The organism is Microbacterium sp. SORGH_AS_0888, from assembly GCF_030818905.1.
Taxonomy (GTDB): domain Bacteria; phylum Actinomycetota; class Actinomycetes; order Actinomycetales; family Microbacteriaceae; genus Microbacterium.
In genome coordinates this window covers 2,044,275-2,062,119 of sequence record NZ_JAUTAZ010000001.1, presented here as the reverse complement: position 1 = coordinate 2,062,119, position 17,845 = coordinate 2,044,275, and the positions used below count along the sequence as shown (strand labels likewise).

Below are 17,845 nucleotides of genomic sequence, written 5' to 3'. Positions count from 1 at the left end.
TTCCGTGCGGGCCCGGGCGCCGTTGCGGCTCGCCGTATCGATCGGGTCAGGGGGCCGGATCGACGTAACGGCCCTGCGGGCGCAGACGCAGCGGCGGCCGCCGATACTCGTCGACGGCGTGCGCGATCCAGCCGGCCGAGCGCGCGATCGCGAACAGGGCGGTGCCCGCGTCGGCCGGCAGATCGAAGGCCGTGACGATCGCGGCGAGGGCCAGGTCCACGTTGGGCCGGAGACGGGCGACGCGTTCCGCCTCGGCGGCGAGGGCGTCGACCGCCTCGATCGTCGGTCGCGCGTCGGGCACCTCGCGCAGCATCGTCAGCAGCACGTCGGCGCGGGCGTCGATCCCGGTGTACAGGAAGTGCCCGAACCCGGGGAGGCCGCCCGGCTCGGTGGCGACCGTGTCACCCAGCGCGCGGTGCGCCGTTGCGCCGTCCCTCATGCGGCGGATCGTCCGCACCGCCGCCACGCTCGCGTTGCCGTGCAGCGCCGAGTCCATCGCCCCGAGGCCCGCCGCGATCACGCCGTATGCGGAGGCGCGGGCGGATGCTGCTGCCCGGGCGGCGAGCGTCGACACCGCCAGGTCGTGGTCGACGAGCAGCACGAGAGCGGCGTCGAGGAGCCGCGCGAGCGACGCGTCCGCATCCGGCGCCCATCCGTGCGCGAGGCGCTGAGCGATGGTGGCCGCCTCCCCGGGGTCCACTCGCGACACCGCGGCGGCCGCGCCCGCGATCGAGCGCGTGCCGGCGTGGACGAGGCCGTCCGTCGTCGTCTCCGCGGCCAGCGGATCGGAGGCGGCGAGCCAGAGCAGCGCCGCCTCGTATCGGTGCAGCGACGAATGTCCGGCCGGGAGCGCCGCCACGAGGGAGCGGATGCCGCGCTCGTCGACCTCCTCGAGCGCGAACGCCGCGGCGGGCGGGCCCTCGAGCGGGCTCCCGAGCAGCCATCCGGCGACCTGCTCGAACCCGTGTCGCGTCGCCAGGTCGCGCGCGGGACGGCCCCGGACGTACAGCTCGTCGTCCTCGACGAGCGCGATGTCGGTGTCGAGCACCATGAGGGGTGAGCCGCCGCCGTGGGCCGTCGTCGGCGTCCCGGGCCGCCGTGCGCGGGCGAACGCCTCGATCTCGAGCGGGTCGAACAGCGACCCCGCCGCGGTGCGATGGCGGGTGAGGCGTCCGCGCGAGACGTAGGCGTACAGGGTCTCGACCTTGATCCCGAGTCGCGCCGCGGCCTGGGCCGCGGTCAGGGGGGATGCGGCATCCGTCACGCACCGCAGCGTACGGGACGCGGGCTTGCCGCATCGCCATCCATTGACAGGATCAACGTTGACGATCATCCATGTGCGCACGAGGGTGTGAGCACGCACACCGAGACGTGCAGGAGGACACCGGATGCCGACCGATCGCTTCGACCCCACTCTGATCGACGTGCCCCGCGGGCTCACGAACGTCGTCGTCGCCGAGACCGCCGTCGGCGAGGTCGACGGGCTGGCCGGCAGGTTCCGCTACCGCGGCCACGATGCCGCGGCCCTCGCCGCGCACGCGAGCTTCGAGGAGGCGTGGCACCTGCTGCTGCACGGCTCCGTGCCCACCGTCGCCGAGCACGTCGCCTTCCGCCGGGAGGCGGCGTCCGCCGCACGGCTCGACCCCGCTCTGCGGGAGATGCTTCGCGGCATCGTGGCCGCGTCGGGCGGACGGCTCGATGCGACGGGCGTGCTGAAGGCCGCGTATCCGCTCGCCGGCGCGGTGCGCGGCTCACGGCCGCTCTACGACCTCACCCCGGACGAACGCCGCCGCGATGCGCTGGCGTTCGTGGCGCTGACGCCGTCGGTGCTCGCGTTCGCGTCCCGCCTCGCCCGGCACGAGCCGGAGGCGGGGCCGCTCGCCGACCGCGGCGTCGTGGCGAACTATCTGTTCGCCCTCACCGGACGGGTTCCGACCGCGGCAGCGGAGGGCGCGCTCACCGCCTACCTCGTCGCGACGATGGATCACGGGTTCAACGCCTCGACGTTCACGGCGCGCGTGATCGCCTCGACCGGGGCGGATGTCGCGTCCTGCCTCGCCGGCGCCCTCGGAGCGCTGACGGGTCCGCTGCACGGCGGCGCGCCGAGTCGCGTGCTCGACGCCCTCGACGAGATCGGCTCGCTCGAGCGGGCGGAGTCGTGGATCCGCGATCAGCTGGCAGCGGGGCGTCGGCTGATGGGCTTCGGCCATGCGGTGTACCGCACGGCCGATCCCCGCTCGGAGCTGCTCAAGCGCGTCGCCGCCGAGCTCGGGGGCGATCGGGTCGAGCTCGCGCTCGCCTATGCCGACCTCGCCGAGCGGCTGCTCGCCGAGGCAAAGCCCGGGCGCGGGCTCCACGCGAACGTCGAGCTGTTCGCCGCGGTCGTGATGGAGGCGGTCGGGGTGCCGCGGGAGATGTTCACCGCGACCTTCGCGGTCGCACGGACGGTCGGCTGGACCGCCCACGTGCTCGAACAGGCTGCGGACCCGAAGATCATCCGGCCCTCGGCCCGTTACGTGGGCGTGCCTCCTCGAGGGTGATGCGCGCCGCGGGTCAGGCCCGCACGAGGCGCAGCGCGCTGTCGAGGAACTCGACCGCCGCCGCCGGGTCGGCGCGCACGATCGACATCGCCGCCACGACGTGCGCGGTGCACGAGGTCGCCAGCTGCGCGCGGGCGTCGTCGCCGAGCTCGGGGCGCGCCGCGTCCACGCCGGCCGCGAACGCGGTGGCGAGCTCGGCCCGGTAGGAGCGGACGACCTGGCGCAGCGCGTCGTCGTCGACCGTGCTCGTGGTGGCCGCGTTCATCAGCAGACAGCCGTGCGTGGCGAGCTGCGTCGTGCCGTCGGCCATCGCTGCGCGCAGGCCCGTGAGATAGGTCGCGAGCGCGCCGGGCGCGACGGATGTCGTCTGCAGCGGTGCGAGACGCGGTCGCACGACCTCGTCGAGATAGCTCGTGACGGCGGCGTCGAACAGTCCGCGCTTGCTGCCGAAGCCGTGGTACAGGCTCGAGCGTCCGAGCCCGGTCGCGCGTTCGAGCTCGGGCACGGCGGTCTCGGCGTAGCCGCGGTCCCAGAACACGCCGCGCGCGGCGCGGACCGCCTCCGTCTCGACGAAGCTGCGTGAGCGACCCATCCGATGCCTCCGGTTTGTAAAACGACCGTTCCAGTATATAGTGAAACGGTCGTTCCAATAATCGAGGGGGAAGTCATGATCATCGCCGGACTCGTGCTCGCAGGCCTCGCGGCCGCGCTCCACGTCTACATCTTCTGGATGGAGTCGCTCGCCTGGGACGGGCCGCAGGCCCGCAAGACCTTCGGCACGCGCGACGCCGAGGTCGAGGTGACCCGTGCGCTCGCGTTCAACCAGGGGTTCTACAACCTGTTCCTCGCGCTCGCGGTCTTCCTCGGGATCATCGTCACGGCGACGGGGGCGCCCGCCGTCGGCCTCACGCTCGTGCTCACCGGTGCCGGCTCGATGCTCGCGGCTGCCCTCGTGCTCCTCCTCAGCTCGCCGGACAAGCGCGGTGCCGCCCTGAAGCAGGGCTTCCTGCCGCTGCTCGCCGTCATCGCGACCGTCATCGGGCTGTTCCTCTGACCCACGGATGCCGACGGCATCCGTCCCCGCTATCGAGACAGGAGATCTCATGCGCGCTCTCGTTCACCACTCCTTCGGCGATCCCGCCGAGGTCCTCGCCGTCGAAGAGGTCGACACCCCCGAGCCCGGCCCCGGGCAGGTACGGGTGCGGACCCTCCTCAGCCCCATCCACAACCACGACCTGTGGACCGTGCGCGGCACCTACGGGTACAAGCCCGAGCTGCCCGCCCGCGCGGGCACCGAGGCCGTCGGGGTCGTCGACGCCCTCGGAGAGGGCGTCGAGAACCTGACGGTGGGCCAGCGGGTCGCGACCGGCGGCACCTTCGGGGTATGGGCGGAGTACTTCGTGGCGAACGCGGCGGCGCTCATCCCGGTGACCGACGACGTCGACGATGAGACCGCCTCCCAGCTCGTGTCGATGCCGTTCAGCGCGATCACGCTCCTCGAGTTCCTGGAGCTCGAGCCCGGAGCCTGGATCGTGCAGAACGCCGCCAACGGCGCCGTCGGGCGCCTCGTGGCGCAGCTCGCCGCGGCGCGCGGCATCCACGTCCTCGGACTCGTGCGGCGTGCGGCGGGCGTCGACGAGCTGGCCGCGCTCGGCATCGGCGACGTCGTGGCGACGGACGCGGACGACTGGCGCGAGCGGGTCGCCGCGATCACTGGCGGCGCACCGATCGTGGCGGGCGTGGATTCCGTGGGCGGCGCGGCCAGCGGCGAGGTGCTCTCGCTCCTCGCCGAGAACGGCACGCTTGTCGTGTTCGGCGCGATGGCCTCGCCCGTCATGGAGATCAGCTCGGGAGACGTCATCTTCCGTCAGCTGACGGTCAAGGGCTTCTGGGGCAGCAAGGTCAGCTCCGCGATGGAGCCCGCCCGGCGCGGCGCACTGCTCGGCGAGCTGGTCACCCGCATCCGCGAGGGGGTGCTGACCTTGCCGGTCTCGTCCGTGCACTCCTTCGACGACATCGCCGCGGCGGCCCGCGAGAACTTCGAGCCCGGCCGGGTCGGCAAGGTGCTCCTCCGGCCCTGATGCGGCGGTGGGGCGCGGCGTGTGCGCCCCACGACCGCGACCGAAACGTGCGTCCGCGCAGCGAATTCGCTGTGCGGACGCACGTTTTCGACGCGGACGCGGATGCGGATGCGCTACAGCTCGAGCTCGACGGCGGTCTCCAGCGCGGCCTCGATCGACCGCATCCAGCCGTCCTTGAGGGCGCTGTTCTTCTCGTCGTAGAGCGAGGTCCCGTCGACGAGGTTGCTCGAGCACGCGCAGACCATGCCGGCGCGCAGCCCCCGCAGGCGTGCGACGACGTACAGCGCGGACGCCTCCATCTCGACGTTCAGGATCCCCATGCGGTTGAGCTGTCCGATCCACTCGGGGGTCTCGGCGTAGAACGCATCGTCGCTCACGCTGATCCCGGTGTAGGAGCGCGTGCCGGATGCCTCGGCCAGACGCGCGGCATGGCGGGCCAGGGACGCGGTCAGCTCGAGATCCGGGACGGCCGGGAAGCCCTTCGGCAGGTAGGCGTCGGTCGTGCCGTCGTTGCGGAAGCTGCCCTCGCTCACGAGCAGGTCTCCCGGCTCGATCCCCGCCTGCAGCCCGCCGGAGCTGCCGACCCGGATGACGCTCGTGACGCCCACGCGGGCCAGCTCCTCCACCGCGATCGCGGTCGAGGGGCACCCCATCCCGGTCGAGGTCGCGGTGATGTGCCGACCCTTGTACCAGCCGGTCATGGTGCGGTGCTCGCGGCTGAAGGCGACCTCACGGACGTCGCTGAGGAACTCCGCGACGAGCGGGACCCGGAACGGGTCGCCGGGCAGGAGCGCGACGCTCGAGACCTCGCCCGGCGCGATGCCGATGTGATACTGCCGGACGCCGATGCCGGCCTGGGACTTGTCGACGGATGCGGACATGACCTACCTCCTGGGCGGGTTCTGAGACGAAAGGGTTCGCCGCAGTCCCCGCCCTGGGCCGAAGCCCATGGTGATAGGACACGCAGTGCCGCGAGACTAGCACCCGGCGCGCCGGGCTCAGCCGATCGCGCAGGACGGTGCGGAGACGGATGCGGTGGGCACGGCGGATGCCGCCGGCGCCGCGGCCTCGGCTCCCGGCGCCGCGGCTCGCACGGCGGCGGCGCCCGCCGGGTGCAGCCGCCCCGTGCGCTCGCGCAGCGGAAGCCCGCTCCCGCCGTGGCGCACGGCGGTGATCTCGGCGAGGGCTGCGAGCGCCGTCTCGGCGGGGGAGGCGCCCCCGAGGTCGAGTCCGAGCGGCGAGCGCAGTCGCGCGAGCGATGCCTCGTCCACCCCCGCGGTGCGCAGCAGGTCCGCGCGGCGTGCGACGGTCGAGCGGGCACCCATCGCGCCGACGAAACCCACCGGCATCCGCAGCGCCTCGCGCAGGGCCGGCACGTCGAGACGGACGTCGTGCGTCAGCACGCACACCGCGGTCCGCGCGTCGATGTCGTCCTCGCCGAGCGAGCGCAGGTACTCGTGTGGAGCGTCGACGACGAGCTCGACGGCCTCGGGGAACCGCTCCGGCGTCACCAGCAGCTCCCACACGTCGCACACCGTCACGGCGAAGCCGACAGCACTGGCCACCCGGCACAGCGCGGCGGCATGCTCGCCGGCGCCGAGGATCAGCAGTCGCGGCGGCGGCACGGCTCCCACGACCAGGATCTCGCCCGTCTCCCGTGCGATGCCGTCGGCGGACACGGATGCCGCGGCCTCCGGTGCGACCTGCTCGGCGTCGACCAGCTCGCCCGCCCGGGTGCCGGCGACGACGATGCCGACGGTCGCCCGTCTCCCGGCCGCCGCGCCTTCGAGCGCCGTGATCGCGGTGCGGTCGTCCGGATGCAGCACGCTGATGACGGCGTCGATCGAGCCGCCGCAGGCGAGTCCCGCGGCGAACGCCTGCTCGTCGCTGAACCCGAAGCGCGAGGTCCGCCCGCGGCCGCCGCCGAGGGCGGCGAGGGCGAGGGCGACCGCATCCGTCTCGACGCAGCCGACCTGAGATCGATCCGATGACGCGGGCGTCGCGGGTCACGGCCATGGCGGCGCCGGCTCCGCGCGGCGCACTGCGGGCGACCCGCACGACCGTGACGACCGCGACCGTCTCGCCCGCCCGCAGCAGGGGCAGCAGGTCGGTGGCAAGCTCGAGCATGCGAGTCACGCTAACCCGATCGTGTTTCGTGCGCGCTACGCTGGGCGGCCATGAGCGTGTCCCCGCCCCCCGGCACGGCCGGGCTCGTGCTCGCGGCAGGCGCGGGCACCCGGTTCGGCGGCCCGAAGGGTCTCGCCCGCACCCCGGACGGCACGCCGTGGCTGGTCCGCGCGGTCGCCGCGCTCCGCGAGGCGGGCTGTGCCCCGGTGCTCGTCGCGATCGGCGCCGCGCAGGCGGAGGTCGCCGCGCTCGTGCCGCCGGGTGCCGTGACCGTGCCCGTCTCCGACTGGCGCGAAGGGCTATCGGCCTCGGTGCGCGCGGGGCTCGCCGCGGCGGCGGAGACGGATGCCGCCGCCCTCGTCGTGACGACGGTGGACACGCCAGACCTGCCGGCAGCCGCCGTCGGTCGACTGCGCGGGTTGGCGACATCCGATGCGCTGGCTCGTGCGACATACGGGGGTCGCCCCGGGCACCCCGTGCTGATCGGTCGCGCGCACTGGTCCGCGCTCGCCGACGGGGTCGCGGGCGACCGCGGCGCGGGGCCGTATCTCGCCGCCCACGGCGCCGAGGCGGTCGAGTGCGGCGACCTGTGGCACGGCGACGACGTCGACCTCGCTGCGCGGGCTCGGTGATCCGCGCATCCTCCGTCGTCTTCGCGGGCTCCTGCTGAGCGTGCGCAGGTCGCAGAGCTTGTGCCGCGGGTCCGGGGCCGCAGAATGGAAGCATGAGCCCAGACGCCGCGGACGAGCTCGCCGAGCTCCGCCGTCGCGCTTACGGACCGGATGCGGACATCGACGCTGTCGCGCTGGCCCGGCTGCGCGACATGGAGGCGGGGGAGCGTGCGCGGAGCGCCCCGCGCGACCACGCCGCCGGTGCGCCGGCCCCCACCGCGCCGGTCTCGGATGGCGCCCGCGCCGGCGCGCGGCCTCCGGCCGAGCCCCCGCGACCCGCCGCGACGAGCGGAGCCCCCGAAACCCCCGACGCGGGCGCGACGGTCGGAGACGCCTCGGCCGCTGCCGGAGGCGGGCGGGGTCTGCGACTCTCCCGCCGTGTCCGCGCGGTGTGGGCGGCGAGTCTCGTGCTCGCGGCGGCCCTGGGCGCCGGCGTCGCGGCAGGGGCGGTGGTGTTCAGCGGCTGGGATCCGATCCCGCACGCGGCTCGCCTGACCCCGCAGGACGAGGGCGGCGTCGACCGCTTCATGGGCAGTCAGGACGTCGAGCTCCGCTCCTTCGGAACCTACCTCGGTCTCGGCGTCTATGCCGGCGGCGGATGCCTTCAGGTGGTCTTCGGCGGGGAGGGCGGTCGGTCCGGGACGGGCACCTGCGCCGGCAGCGGACTCGCCACCGTCCTCGACGTCACGGTGCCGGCCGACGGGAGCAGCGCGGGAGGCTACGGCTCCACCGTCCCGCTGCCGGCAGAGCTCACCGAGCGCTACCCCGACGGCGCCACGGTCCGCTTCACCCACCGCGGCGATGTCGTCGTGGTGGATGTCGGCGGGCTGCCGGACATCTAGACCGCCCGCCGGGCGCCTCAGCCGATCACGACGTTGCGGGGCTCCTCGCCCCGCCGCATCCGCTCGATCTGGTCGCGGATCAGCCGCACGAGCCGCGGGCGCATGGCGGCCGACGCGCCGCCCACGTGCGGCGTCACGAGCACGCCCGGGAGCGTCCAGAGCGCGTGATCCGCCGGCAGGGGCTCGGGGTCGGTCACATCCAGCGCCGCCCGGATGCGGCCGCGCCGGACGTGGTCCACGAGCGCGATCGTGTCGATGAGAGGCCCGCGGCCGACGTTGACCACGAGCGCACCGTCCGGGAGGGCTGCCAGCGCTGCGTCGTCGATCACGTGCCGTGTCGTGTCGCCGCCGGGGAGCGTCAGGATCACGACCTCCGCGCCCGGCAGGAGCTCGGGGAGCTCGTCGATGCCGTGCACGTGCACGCCGTCCTCGTCGCGGGCGCGCGACGCCACCGGAACGACCTCGGCCTCGAAGCCGTCGAGCCGGGCGGCCACCGCCTTTCCGACGCCGCCGTAGCCCAGCAGCAGCACGCGGCGGTCGGCGAGGCTGTTCGTGAAGCGGTTGCGCCACTGTCCGTGCTCGCCCTCGCGCACGAAGGCGGGGATCTCGCGCTGCGCCGCCAGGGTGAGCGTCAGGGCCAGCTCGGCGGTCGAGGTCTCGTGCACGCTGGCGGCGTTCGCGAACACGGCGCCCGCCGGCAGCAGGTCGGCGAGGCCCTCGTACCCGATCGACTGGCTCTGGACGAGCCGGGTGCGCACGCCCGCGAGCCGCGGCAGGGCGGCGGCCTGGCTCTGATAGGGCGGCACGACGATGTCGATCGCCGGTCGCGGGGCGGCGGCATCCATCGACCAGACGATCAGCTCGACGCCGGGAGGCGGGGGCGTGAGCGCCTCGGCGAGCTGCGCGTCGGGCACGGAAACGACGAGGGTCTCGGTCACGCCCTCCACGCTACGCGCCCCTCAGGCGGCGGCGCCCACGACGGCCGCGATGGCCGAGGCGAAGAAGCCCAGCCCGTCCACGCCCGAGCGCATCGCGGCATCCGTGTCGGGCCCGAAGCCGGGCTCGACCGCGTGCTCGGGGTGCGGCATGAGCCCGACGACGTTGCCGCGCTCGTTCGTGAGGCCGGCGATGTCGTCCTGCGAGCCGTTCGGGTTGACGCCGACGTAGCGGAAGGCGACCAGGCCCTCGCCCTCGACGCGGGCGAGCGTCTCGGGCGAGCACACGAAACCGCCGTCCGCGTTCTTCAGCGGGATGACGATCTCCTGGCCGGCCTCGAACTCGCTCGTCCACGCGGTGTCGGCGTTCTCGACCCGCAGCCGTTGGTCGCGACGGATGAACTGCTGGTGCGCGTTGCGGATGAGGCCGCCCGGGAGCAGGTGCGCCTCGGCGAGCATCTGGAAGCCGTTGCAGATGCCGAGCACGGGCATCCCCGCCGCCGCGGCGTCCTTGACCTCCGCCATGATCGGCGCGAGGGCCGCGATGGCGCCCGCGCGCAGGTAGTCGCCGTAGCTGAAGCCACCCGGCAGCACGAGCGCGTCGACGCCCTCCAGGTCGTGCGCGGCGTGCCACAGCGGCACGGGCTGCGCCCCAGCGATGCGGATCGCGCGCTGCGCGTCGCGGTCGTCCAGCGAGCCGGGGAAGGTGATGACCCCGATGCGGACGGTCACTCCACGACCTCGATGCCGACGACATCCTCGATCACGCCGTTCGAGAGCACCTCGTCCGCGATCCGGCGGGCGGTCTCGAGCACCTGCTCGTCGACCTCCCCCTCGACCGTGAGCTCGAAGCGCTTGCCGATGCGGACGCCGCTGAAGGCGTCGATCCCGCGGCGGCCGAGCGCGCCCGCGACCGCCTTCCCCTGCGGGTCGAGGATCTCGGCCTTGGGCATGACGTCGACGACGATGGTGGGCATACGAGGCTCCCGGTGTGCGGCGGATGTGCGCGTCCAGTCTACGGGCCGGGGCCGGGCGGTGACGGGATCCGCCTTGACGCGCTGGGAGCGCTCTCATAGCCTGAGTCCTCGACGGACACGAACCGCCGTCGGTGTGACCCGGTGGCAGTGACCCCCCGGCTCGTCGCCGTGGTCGCCGTCCTCGGTCGCACCGGCGAACCCCCCGCTCGGTGCGACCGAGGTCTGCGCCCCCCTCACGTTCACCGGAAGGACCATCGCTCCCATGCCATCGCCCCGGGCTTTCCCCGACGACTTCCTTTTCGGAGCCGCGACGGCGGCGTTCCAGATCGAGGGCGCCGCCCACGAGGACGGGCGGCGCGACTCGATCTGGGACGCGTTCTGCCGGGTGCCGGGCGCCGTCCTCCACGGCGACGACGGCGAGGTCGCCTGCGACCACTACCACCGCTATGCGCAGGATGTCGCGGTCATGAGGGACCTCGGTCTGCAGACCTACCGCTTCTCGACCTCGTGGGCGCGCGTGCGCCCCGACGGCGGGCCGGTCAACCAGGCGGGGCTCGACTTCTACCGCCGTCTCGTCGACGCGCTGCAGGAGGCGGGCATCCTCCCCTGGCTGACGCTCTATCACTGGGACCTGCCGCAGGCCCTGCAGGAGCGCGGCGGGTGGACGGCCCGCGACACCGCCGAGCGGTTCACGGAGTACGCGCTCGATGTGCACGACGCCCTCGGCGACCGGGTGTCGGTGTGGACGACGCTCAACGAGCCCTGGTGCGCATCGTTCCTCAGCCACACCGCCGGCATCCACGCGCCGGGCCACTACTCCGCTGCGGAAGGCGTGACCAGCGCCCACCACCTCCTGCTCGCGCACGGGATGACCGTCCGGGAGCTGCGGGCGCGCGACGCCTCGCTGAACCTCGGCATCACGCTCAACCTCACGGTCGCCGACCCCGTCGACCCGGCCGATCCCGGCGACCTCGACGCGGCACGGCGCATCGACGGCCAGTTCAACCGCTGGTTCCTCGACCCGGTCTTCCGCGGCTCCTACCCGCGCGACGTGGTGGAGGACCTCCGCGCTTTCGTCCCGGAGGCGGCCGCGGCCCTCGACGAGGTCGTGCGCCCGGCCGACCTCGACCTCATCGCGGCGCCGATCGACGCGCTCGGGGTGAACTACTACCACGGCGAGTTCGTCTCCGCCCGCCCGCCCGCCGAGCCGGTCGCGGGCGGCGACGCCCCCACGTCACGCCGCGCGGCGTCGCCGTTCCCCGTGCATCACGACATCCACTGGCACGATCGTGGCCTCCCCCGCACGGCGATGCACTGGGAGGTCGACCCCGCGGGCCTCACCCGGCTGCTGCGGCGGGTCGCGGACGAGTACTCGGATGCGGCCGGCACCCGACTGTTCGTGACCGAGAACGGCGCCGCCTACGACGACGAGCCCGTCGTGACCGACGGACGCACGATCGTCGCCGACCGCGAGCGCGCCGACTTCCTCGAAGACCACCTCTCGGCCATCCTCGACGCGATCGACGCAGGGGTCGACGTCGGCGGCTACTTCTACTGGTCGCTGCTGGACAACTTCGAGTGGGCGTGGGGCTACGGCAAGCGCTTCGGCATCGTGCGGGTCGACTACGACACCCAGGAGCGCACGGCGAAGCTGAGCGCCGAGCGCTACAGTCGCATCATCGCCGCGCGAAGGATGTGATCGCGCCGCGCGACCACGTGGAAGGGGCTCGCCCGCGATGAGCATGCTGCGCAGCACCGTGACGATCGAGGAGGTCGCCCGGGTCGCGGGTGTCTCGCGATCGACCGTGTCGCGGGTGGTCAACGGCTCGACGGCGGTCAGCGCCGAGGCTCTGCAGGCGGTCCGCCAGGCGATCGCCGAGCTCAACTACGTGCCCAATCAGGCCGCCCGCTCGCTCGCCTCGAGCCGGGCGCTCGCGCTCGGGGTCATCATCCCCGAGGACACCTACCGGTTCTTCGGCGACCCGTTCTTCGCCGCCATCGTCTCCGGCATCAACGCGACGATCGCCTCCTCGCCGTATGTGCTGACGCTGTTCATCGCCTCGGGCGACCCCGGCGACAAGATGGTCTCCTACGCGCGCAGCGGCTCGATCGACGGCGCGATCGTGGTCTCCCACCACACGAGCGACACGTTCGTGGCCTCGATCGCCGCCGCGATGCCGGTGGTCTACGCCGGCCGCCCGGCCCTGCTCCGCCCGGCGGACCACTACGTCGACGTCGACAACGAGTCCGGGGCGCGGGATGCGGTGGAGTACCTCATCGCACAGGGCCGCACCCGGATCGCGACCATCACGGGGCCCTCGAGCATGAGCGCCGGCGTGGACCGGCTCGCCGGGTACCGCAGCGCCCTCCGCCGGGCGCGGCTGCCCGAGCTCGCGGTCGAGGACGGCGACTTCACCGCCGAGGGCGGCGCCGCGGCCATGCGACGGATCCTCGACCGCGGGACGCGGCCGGATGCCGTCTTCATCGCGAGCGACCTGATGGCCAGCGGAGCCGTCGGGGTCCTGCACGCCGCGGGAGTCGACATCCCGGGAGAGACCGCCGTCATCGGCTTCGACGACTCCCCGGTCGCGACGAGCACCAGCCCGACGCTGACGACCATGCGCCAGCCCTCGTTCCGGCAGGGGCAGATGATGGCGCGGGTGCTGCTCGACCTCCTCGCCGGCGGCGAGCCGCCCCACGCCACGATCCTGCCCACCGAGCTGATCGTGCGCGCGTCGGCGTGATCCCGCGCGGGCGGGTCACTCGGAGCGCTGCTCCTCCGTGCCTCCGCCGAGCGGACCGATGACCGGCAGCGGGCCGCCGTCGTCCGCGCCCGTCCGTCGCCAGCGGGCGATCGCATTGCCGAGGTGGTACACGAGCAGCGCCGCCGCGGCCCCGAGCACGATCGCGCCGAGCTGGAAGCCGCCCCAGGTCATCGTGAACCCGGCGATCGCGATCACGAGCGACACCGCCGCGGTGTACTGGTTCACCGGCCGGGAGAAGTCCACCCGGTTGTCGACCCAGATCTTGATGCCGATCACGCCGATCAGGCCGTAGAGCGCGGTCGTCGCCCCGCCCAGCACGCCGGCCGGGATCGAGTTGAAGATCGCGCCGACCTTGGGGGAGAGCGCGAGCAGGATCGCCGTGACGCCCGCGACCCAGTACGCGGCCGTCGAGTACACGCGGGTCGCGGCCATGACGCCGATGTTCTCGCCGTAGGTCGTCGTCCCCGAGCCGCCGAAGGTGCCCGCCAGTGCCGTCGAGACGCCGTCCGCGATGAGGGCGCGTCCGGTGCTGCGGTTGACCGAGGCATCCGTCATGGTCGCCACACCCCGCACGTGGCCGACGTTCTCCGCGATCAGCACGAGCACGACGGGCAGGAACATCGCGATGGCGGCCCAGGTGCCGGGGGAGGACACATCCGCCAGGTGGAACTCCGGCAGCCCGATCCAGGCGGCATCCGCGACCGCGCTCAGGTCGAGTCCGCCGAGCACGGCGGCCGCCGCGTAGCCGATCGCGACGCCGAGGAAGATCGAGATGCGGCCGAGGAACCCGCGGAACAGCACGCTGAACAGCACGATCGCGACGAGCGTGATCGTGGCGATCACGGGCTGCAGGGCGACGTTCTTCCACGCGGCGGGGGCGAGGTTCAAGCCGATGAGGGCGACGATGGCGCCCGAGACGACCGGGGGCATGAGGCGGTCGATCCACCCGAGCCCGGCCAGCTGAACGACGACGCCGACGAGGGTGAGCAGGATGCCGACGGCGACGATGCCCGCGAGGGCGGAGCCCATGCCGGCGGTCGCGGTGGCCGCCGTCACCGGGGCGATGAACGCGAACGACGAGCCCAGGTAGCTGGGAAGGCGGTTGCGCGTGATGAGCAGGAACAGCAGCGTGCCGACGCCCGAGAACAGCAGCGTCGTCGACACCGGGAACCCGGTCAGCACCGGCACGAGGAAGGTCGCGCCGAACATCGCGACGACGTGCTGCACGCCGATCGCGATCGTGGCGGGCCAGCTCAGTCGCTCGTCGGGGCGCACGACGTCGCCGGGCGCGACGGCGCGTCCGTTCCCGTGCAGCTTCCATACGGCCATGTACGTCTTCTCTCTTTCTTCTTTCTCTGCCCGCTTCTCTGACCGCGAGACCAGTCCCGCGCGCCGAGACCGGCGGGAAACCCGCCGGTCTCGGCGCCGCGGACTGGTCTCGCGGAAAGGCGGGGGTGCGGACGGGGGCGGGGGTCAGGCGGTCAGGCGGGCCAGCAGCTCGCGGTAGCGGGCGGCCGTGCGCGCGACGACGTCGGCGGGGAGCGCGGGCGGCTCGCCCGCGCGGTCGGGCCAGGCGGCGGCCAGCCAGTCGCGCACGATCTGCTTGTCGAAGCTCGCCATCCGCTCGGCCGGCGTCGTGCCGGTCTCCCACGCCGCGGCATCCCAGTACCGCGACGAGTCGGGCGTGAGCACCTCGTCGGCGAGCGTGAGCACACCGGCCTCGTCGAGGCCGAACTCGAACTTGGTGTCCGCGAGGATGAGTCCGCGCGCCCGGGCGGCGTCGGCCGCGCGGGCGTAGATCTCCAGCGAGACCTCGCGCAGCTCGGCAGCGCGCTCGGCGCCCACGAGCTCGGCCGTGCGCTCGAACGAGATGTTCTCGTCGTGCTCCCCGAGCGGCGCCTTGAACGCCGGGGTGAAGATCGGCTCCGGCAGGCGGTCGCCGTCGGTCAGACCGGCCACGAGCGGGATGCCGCACACGGTGCCGTGCTCGCGGTACTCCGCCCATCCCGATCCGGTCAGATACCCCCGCACGACGCACTCGATGGGCTGCATGTCGAGACCGCGGACCACCATCGCGCGGCCGGCGACGGCATCCGGGATGAGCGACGCGGCCTCGTCATCGGCGCCCAGCACGTGGTCCGCCGCGAGATGGTTCGGGATGCGGCGTCCGCCGTCGGCGCCGGCCAGCCGGTCGAACCACCACAGGCTCAGCGTCGTCAGGAGCTCGCCCTTGCCGTCGATGCCCGGGGAGAGCACGTGGTCGAAGGCGCTCACCCGATCGCTGGCGACCACCAGCATCCGCTCCGCTCTCCCGCCTTCGGGGAGGGTGTCGGGCACGTAGAGGTCGCGCACCTTTCCGGAGTAGACGTGGCGCCAGCCGGGCAGGTTCGGTTCCGTCATCCGCCCATCATCCCAGAGCGCCTCCGGTCGCGGGGGAATCCCGCCCTGGGCGCGACGGTCCGCCCCGGCGGGTGCGAACGAGTCGGATCTGCGATATAGTCCAAGTGAACTAATCGAGATGGAGCATTGATGACCGGCGCACGCAGCAGGCTCACGCCCCTGGGCGTCATGCTCCTCGCGCTCCTCCGCGAGGACGACATGCACCCGTACGAGATGCTCCGGCTCCTGCGCCACCGGCACGACGAACGGATCGTCCCCATCACCGGCGGCACGGTCTACCACACGGTCGCTCGGCTGGAACGGCGAGGTCTCATCGAGGAGGTCGGCGTGGAGCGCGAGGGCAACCGGCCGGAGCGGACGACCTACCGGCTCCGGGAGGAGGGGGCCGAGGCCTTGCTTTCCTGGGTGCGCGAGGAGCTGCCGCGCATCGATCGGCCCGCCGAGTTCCGCGTGGCGCTCGCCGAGTCCCACAATCTCGACCGGCAGGAGGTGCTCGACCTCCTGCGCGCCCATCGTGCCGCGCTCGTCGCCGACGACGAGATCACGACGGACGGGCTCGTCGCCGCGCGCGAACGCGGCGTTCCCGAGCAGTACCTGGTCGAGGTCGAGCGGCAGGCGACGCTCGTCGCGGCGGAGCTCGGCTGGCTCGCCGCTTTCATGTCCCGACTCGAGGATCCGGGCTTCGCCTGGGGGCCCGACGACGAGGACACCGCATCCGACCGTTATCTCACCCAACGAAAGGCGGCGCGACAGTGACGCAGACGACCCCCGCGACGGGCTGGACCGGCAACGTCCCCACCCGCAGCCCCTGGCCCGCCCTCTGGGCGATGGTCATCGGCTTCTTCATGATCCTCGTCGACACCACGATCGTCTCAGTGGCCAACCCTGCGATCAAGGCGGCCCTGGACCCGGCGACGGCCAACCTCGACAACGTCGTGTGGGTCACGAGCGCCTATCTGCTCGCCTACGCGGTCCCGTTGCTGATCACGGGCCGGCTCGGCGACCGCTTCGGTCCCAAGAACGTCTACCTCGCGGGCCTGGCGGTCTTCACGCTCGCCTCGCTCGCCTGCGGGCTCTCCGGCACGCTCGGGATGCTGATCGCCTTCCGTGCTGCGCAGGGGCTGGGCGCCGCGCTCATGACCCCGCAGACCATGGCCGTCATCACCCGCACCTTCCCGCCCGCCAAGCGCGGCGCGGCGATGGGCCTGTGGGGTGCGACCTCCGGCGTCGCGATGCTCGTGGGCCCCCTCGCGGGCGGACTGCTCGTGGACCACCTCGGGTGGGAGTGGATCTTCTTCATCAACCTCCCGGTCGGCGTCATCGGGTTCGTGCTCGCGTGGATCCTCGTGCCGCGGCTCGAGACGAGTGCGCGCCGCTTCGACATCCTCGGTGTCGTGCTCTCGGCCGTCGCGCTGTTCCTCCTCGTCTTCGGATTGCAGGAGGGCGAGGCCTACGACTGGGCCGGCTGGGTCTGGGCGATGATCGCCGGCGGCGTCGTGGTTCTCGGGCTGTTCATCTGGCAGCAGGCGCGCACGCGGAGCGAGGCGCTCGTGCCGATCGCGCTGTTCCGGGACCGCAACTTCTCGGTCGCGAACCTCGGGATCGCCACGGTCGGGTTCACGATCACGAGCATGTCGCTGCCGCTCATGTTCTTCGTGCAGCTCGCGCGGGGCCTCACCCCCACCGAGGCCGCGCTGCTGCTGGTTCCCATGGCGGTGCTCGCCGGCATCCTCTCCCCGCTGGCGGGGCGACTGCTGGATCGGGTGGACCCGCGATGGCTCCTCGTGCCCGGACTGCTGCTGGTGACCACGGCCCTGGTGGTCTACGCGTCGCTGATGAACCTCGACACCCCGATCTGGGCGTTCCTCATCCCCTCCGCGCTCATGGGCATCGGCAACGCCGGTATGTGGGGGCCGCTCGCGACGACCGCCACCCGCAACCTCCCCCGCGACCAGGCCGGTGCCGGTGCCGGCATCTACAACACGACGCGCATGGTGGGCGGCGTGCTGGGGTCGGCCGCCATCGCCGCGCTCATGCAGGCGCGGCTGGTCGCGAATCTGCCGGGCGCCGGATCGACCGGCGACTTCGGATCGGTCTCGCAGCTGCCGTCACAGGTCGCCGCCCCGTTCGCGACCGCGATGGCCGAGACCATCCTGCTGCCGGCGGCCGTGATGCTCGTCGGCGTCGTCGTGGTCCTGTTCCTGCAGCGGCCGCCGCACCTCGCATCGCGGCGCTGACGGTGAGTGCGACGCTGGCCGCCACGGAGACGGACGTGGCGGCCAGCGCGCTGTCGTTCATGCGAGAGTCGGGCGGAGACTCTCTCGACGCATGTAAACATGATCATGTTAGCATGGTGGAGCCTTCGCGGGCGGGGACGAGGGGAGCGTGCGTGGGTGCGTCGTGCGTCGAGTTGGGGGACGACGCACCGTCGTGCACGCCCCCTCGTCCTCTGGCGGTGATGTCCGAGGTTCATGAGTGACTTCTCCTGTGCCCACCCGACCGTGACG

18 protein-coding genes and 1 pseudogene are annotated in these 17,845 nt (G+C 73.0%); 9 read left to right on the top strand and 10 right to left on the bottom strand.

Going from position 1 to position 17,845, the window contains the following annotated elements; translation table 11 throughout:
* Window positions 1–46: 46 nt before the first annotated feature.
* Window positions 47–1,264, bottom strand: a complete 1,218-nt coding sequence (locus QE381_RS10000; protein ID WP_307217788.1) for a citrate synthase — start codon at window positions 1,262–1,264, stop codon at window positions 47–49.
* Window positions 1,265–1,388: 124 nt separating this feature from the next.
* On the opposite strand from QE381_RS10000, the gene QE381_RS09995 reads away from it, so the two are divergent.
* Window positions 1,389–2,540: a citrate/2-methylcitrate synthase gene (locus QE381_RS09995; RefSeq protein WP_307217786.1), complete on the top strand. Its 1,152-nt coding sequence runs from the start codon at window positions 1,389–1,391 to the stop codon at window positions 2,538–2,540.
* Between the two features lie 13 nt (window positions 2,541–2,553).
* Here QE381_RS09995 and QE381_RS09990 read toward each other — a convergent pair whose 3' ends face one another.
* Window positions 2,554–3,132 carry a TetR/AcrR family transcriptional regulator gene (locus QE381_RS09990; RefSeq protein ID WP_307217784.1) on the bottom strand — a complete coding sequence of 193 codons (579 nt, stop codon included), beginning with the start codon at window positions 3,130–3,132 and terminating at the stop codon, window positions 2,554–2,556.
* Window positions 3,133–3,207: 75 nt separating this feature from the next.
* Between QE381_RS09990 and QE381_RS09985 the strand changes: the two genes are divergently transcribed.
* Together QE381_RS09985 and QE381_RS09980 are read left to right on the top strand one after the other, a co-directional pair.
* On the top strand, window positions 3,208–3,594 hold the full coding sequence (locus QE381_RS09985) for a DUF1304 domain-containing protein (RefSeq protein WP_307217782.1): 387 nt from the start codon (window positions 3,208–3,210) through the stop codon (window positions 3,592–3,594).
* 49 nt (window positions 3,595–3,643) lie between these two features.
* Entirely contained in the window at window positions 3,644–4,621 is a 978-nt protein-coding gene (locus tag QE381_RS09980) for a zinc-binding dehydrogenase (RefSeq protein ID WP_307217780.1), read from the top strand.
* A 113-nt stretch (window positions 4,622–4,734) separates the two neighbouring features.
* Here the strand turns inward: QE381_RS09980 and QE381_RS09975 are convergent, their stop codons facing one another.
* From QE381_RS09975 to QE381_RS17885, 3 genes and pseudogenes are all read right to left on the bottom strand, one after another.
* Window positions 4,735–5,502 (bottom strand): nucleoside phosphorylase, encoded by a 768-nt coding sequence (locus tag QE381_RS09975; RefSeq protein WP_307217779.1) that lies wholly within the window; start codon window positions 5,500–5,502, stop codon window positions 4,735–4,737.
* A 117-nt stretch (window positions 5,503–5,619) separates the two neighbouring features.
* Window positions 5,620–6,447: an XdhC family protein gene (locus QE381_RS09970; RefSeq protein ID WP_307217778.1), complete on the bottom strand. Its 828-nt coding sequence runs from the start codon at window positions 6,445–6,447 to the stop codon at window positions 5,620–5,622.
* Between the two features lie 157 nt (window positions 6,448–6,604).
* Window positions 6,605–6,748 (bottom strand): annotated as a pseudogene (locus QE381_RS17885) (XdhC family protein); the annotation flags it as partial.
* Between the two features lie 50 nt (window positions 6,749–6,798).
* Between QE381_RS17885 and QE381_RS09965 the strand changes: the two are divergent.
* Window positions 6,799–7,380: a nucleotidyltransferase family protein gene (locus QE381_RS09965; protein ID WP_307217776.1), complete on the top strand. Its 582-nt coding sequence runs from the start codon at window positions 6,799–6,801 to the stop codon at window positions 7,378–7,380.
* Between the two features lie 92 nt (window positions 7,381–7,472).
* Window positions 7,473–8,261 carry a hypothetical protein gene (locus tag QE381_RS09960; protein WP_307217774.1) on the top strand — a complete coding sequence of 263 codons (789 nt, stop codon included), beginning with the start codon at window positions 7,473–7,475 and terminating at the stop codon, window positions 8,259–8,261.
* Window positions 8,262–8,278: 17 nt separating this feature from the next.
* Here the strand turns inward: QE381_RS09960 and QE381_RS09955 are convergent, their stop codons facing one another.
* From QE381_RS09955 to purS, 3 genes are read right to left on the bottom strand one after another with little or no spacing between them, the layout of a single operon-like run.
* A complete protein-coding gene (locus QE381_RS09955) occupies window positions 8,279–9,199 on the bottom strand; it encodes a 2-hydroxyacid dehydrogenase (protein WP_307217772.1) in 921 nt (306 codons plus the stop codon).
* A gap of 21 nt (window positions 9,200–9,220) precedes the next feature.
* Window positions 9,221–9,928, bottom strand: coding sequence for a phosphoribosylformylglycinamidine synthase subunit PurQ (gene purQ, locus QE381_RS09950; RefSeq protein WP_307217771.1), 708 nt, complete (start codon window positions 9,926–9,928; stop codon window positions 9,221–9,223).
* Complete coding sequence (gene purS / locus QE381_RS09945; RefSeq protein ID WP_307217769.1) at window positions 9,925–10,173, bottom strand: phosphoribosylformylglycinamidine synthase subunit PurS; 249 nt, start codon at window positions 10,171–10,173, stop codon at window positions 9,925–9,927. Before purS ends, purQ begins: the two co-directional genes overlap by 4 nt.
* A 262-nt stretch (window positions 10,174–10,435) precedes the next feature.
* On the opposite strand from purS, the gene QE381_RS09940 reads away from it, so the two are divergent.
* A complete protein-coding gene (locus QE381_RS09940; RefSeq protein ID WP_307217767.1) occupies window positions 10,436–11,872 on the top strand; it encodes a GH1 family beta-glucosidase in 1,437 nt (478 codons plus the stop codon).
* 37 nt (window positions 11,873–11,909) lie between these two features.
* On the top strand, window positions 11,910–12,917 hold the full coding sequence (locus QE381_RS09935) for a LacI family DNA-binding transcriptional regulator (protein ID WP_307217765.1): 1,008 nt from the start codon (window positions 11,910–11,912) through the stop codon (window positions 12,915–12,917).
* A gap of 15 nt (window positions 12,918–12,932) precedes the next feature.
* On the opposite strand, the gene QE381_RS09930 is transcribed toward QE381_RS09935, so the two are convergent.
* Window positions 12,933–14,267 (bottom strand): uracil-xanthine permease family protein, encoded by a 1,335-nt coding sequence (locus QE381_RS09930; RefSeq protein WP_307217763.1) that lies wholly within the window; start codon window positions 14,265–14,267, stop codon window positions 12,933–12,935.
* 144 nt (window positions 14,268–14,411) lie between these two features.
* Window positions 14,412–15,338, bottom strand: coding sequence for a phosphoribosylaminoimidazolesuccinocarboxamide synthase (locus QE381_RS09925; protein ID WP_307217761.1), 927 nt, complete (start codon window positions 15,336–15,338; stop codon window positions 14,412–14,414).
* Between the two features lie 129 nt (window positions 15,339–15,467).
* Here QE381_RS09925 and QE381_RS09920 point away from each other — a divergent pair, with 129 nt between their 5' ends.
* Complete coding sequence (locus QE381_RS09920; RefSeq protein WP_307217760.1) at window positions 15,468–16,094, top strand: PadR family transcriptional regulator; 627 nt, start codon at window positions 15,468–15,470, stop codon at window positions 16,092–16,094.
* 71 nt (window positions 16,095–16,165) lie between these two features.
* Window positions 16,166–17,575, top strand: coding sequence for a DHA2 family efflux MFS transporter permease subunit (locus tag QE381_RS09915; protein ID WP_307220463.1), 1,410 nt, complete (start codon window positions 16,166–16,168; stop codon window positions 17,573–17,575).
* Window positions 17,576–17,845: the final 270 nt, after the last annotated feature.

Excerpts from the sequence above, each read along its gene's own strand:
- QE381_RS09975 (WP_307217779.1), bottom strand. The coding sequence starts at position 5,502 with ATGTCCGCATCCGTCGACAAGTCCCAGGCCGGCATCGGCGTCCGGCAG.
- QE381_RS09935 (WP_307217765.1), top strand. The coding sequence starts at position 11,910 with ATGAGCATGCTGCGCAGCACCGTGACGATCGAGGAGGTCGCCCGGGTC.
- QE381_RS09960 (WP_307217774.1), top strand. The coding sequence starts at position 7,473 with ATGAGCCCAGACGCCGCGGACGAGCTCGCCGAGCTCCGCCGTCGCGCT.
- QE381_RS09980 (WP_307217780.1), top strand. The coding sequence starts at position 3,644 with ATGCGCGCTCTCGTTCACCACTCCTTCGGCGATCCCGCCGAGGTCCTC.
- QE381_RS09965 (WP_307217776.1), top strand. The coding sequence starts at position 6,799 with ATGAGCGTGTCCCCGCCCCCCGGCACGGCCGGGCTCGTGCTCGCGGCA.
- QE381_RS09930 (WP_307217763.1), bottom strand. The coding sequence starts at position 14,267 with ATGGCCGTATGGAAGCTGCACGGGAACGGACGCGCCGTCGCGCCCGGC.
- purS (WP_307217769.1), bottom strand. The coding sequence starts at position 10,173 with ATGCCCACCATCGTCGTCGACGTCATGCCCAAGGCCGAGATCCTCGAC.
- QE381_RS09925 (WP_307217761.1), bottom strand. The coding sequence starts at position 15,338 with ATGACGGAACCGAACCTGCCCGGCTGGCGCCACGTCTACTCCGGAAAG.
- QE381_RS09915 (WP_307220463.1), top strand. The coding sequence starts at position 16,166 with ATGGTCATCGGCTTCTTCATGATCCTCGTCGACACCACGATCGTCTCA.
- QE381_RS09995 (WP_307217786.1), top strand. The coding sequence starts at position 1,389 with ATGCCGACCGATCGCTTCGACCCCACTCTGATCGACGTGCCCCGCGGG.
- QE381_RS09940 (WP_307217767.1), top strand. The coding sequence starts at position 10,436 with ATGCCATCGCCCCGGGCTTTCCCCGACGACTTCCTTTTCGGAGCCGCG.
- QE381_RS09920 (WP_307217760.1), top strand. The coding sequence starts at position 15,468 with ATGACCGGCGCACGCAGCAGGCTCACGCCCCTGGGCGTCATGCTCCTC.
- QE381_RS09990 (WP_307217784.1), bottom strand. The coding sequence starts at position 3,132 with ATGGGTCGCTCACGCAGCTTCGTCGAGACGGAGGCGGTCCGCGCCGCG.
- QE381_RS09985 (WP_307217782.1), top strand. The coding sequence starts at position 3,208 with ATGATCATCGCCGGACTCGTGCTCGCAGGCCTCGCGGCCGCGCTCCAC.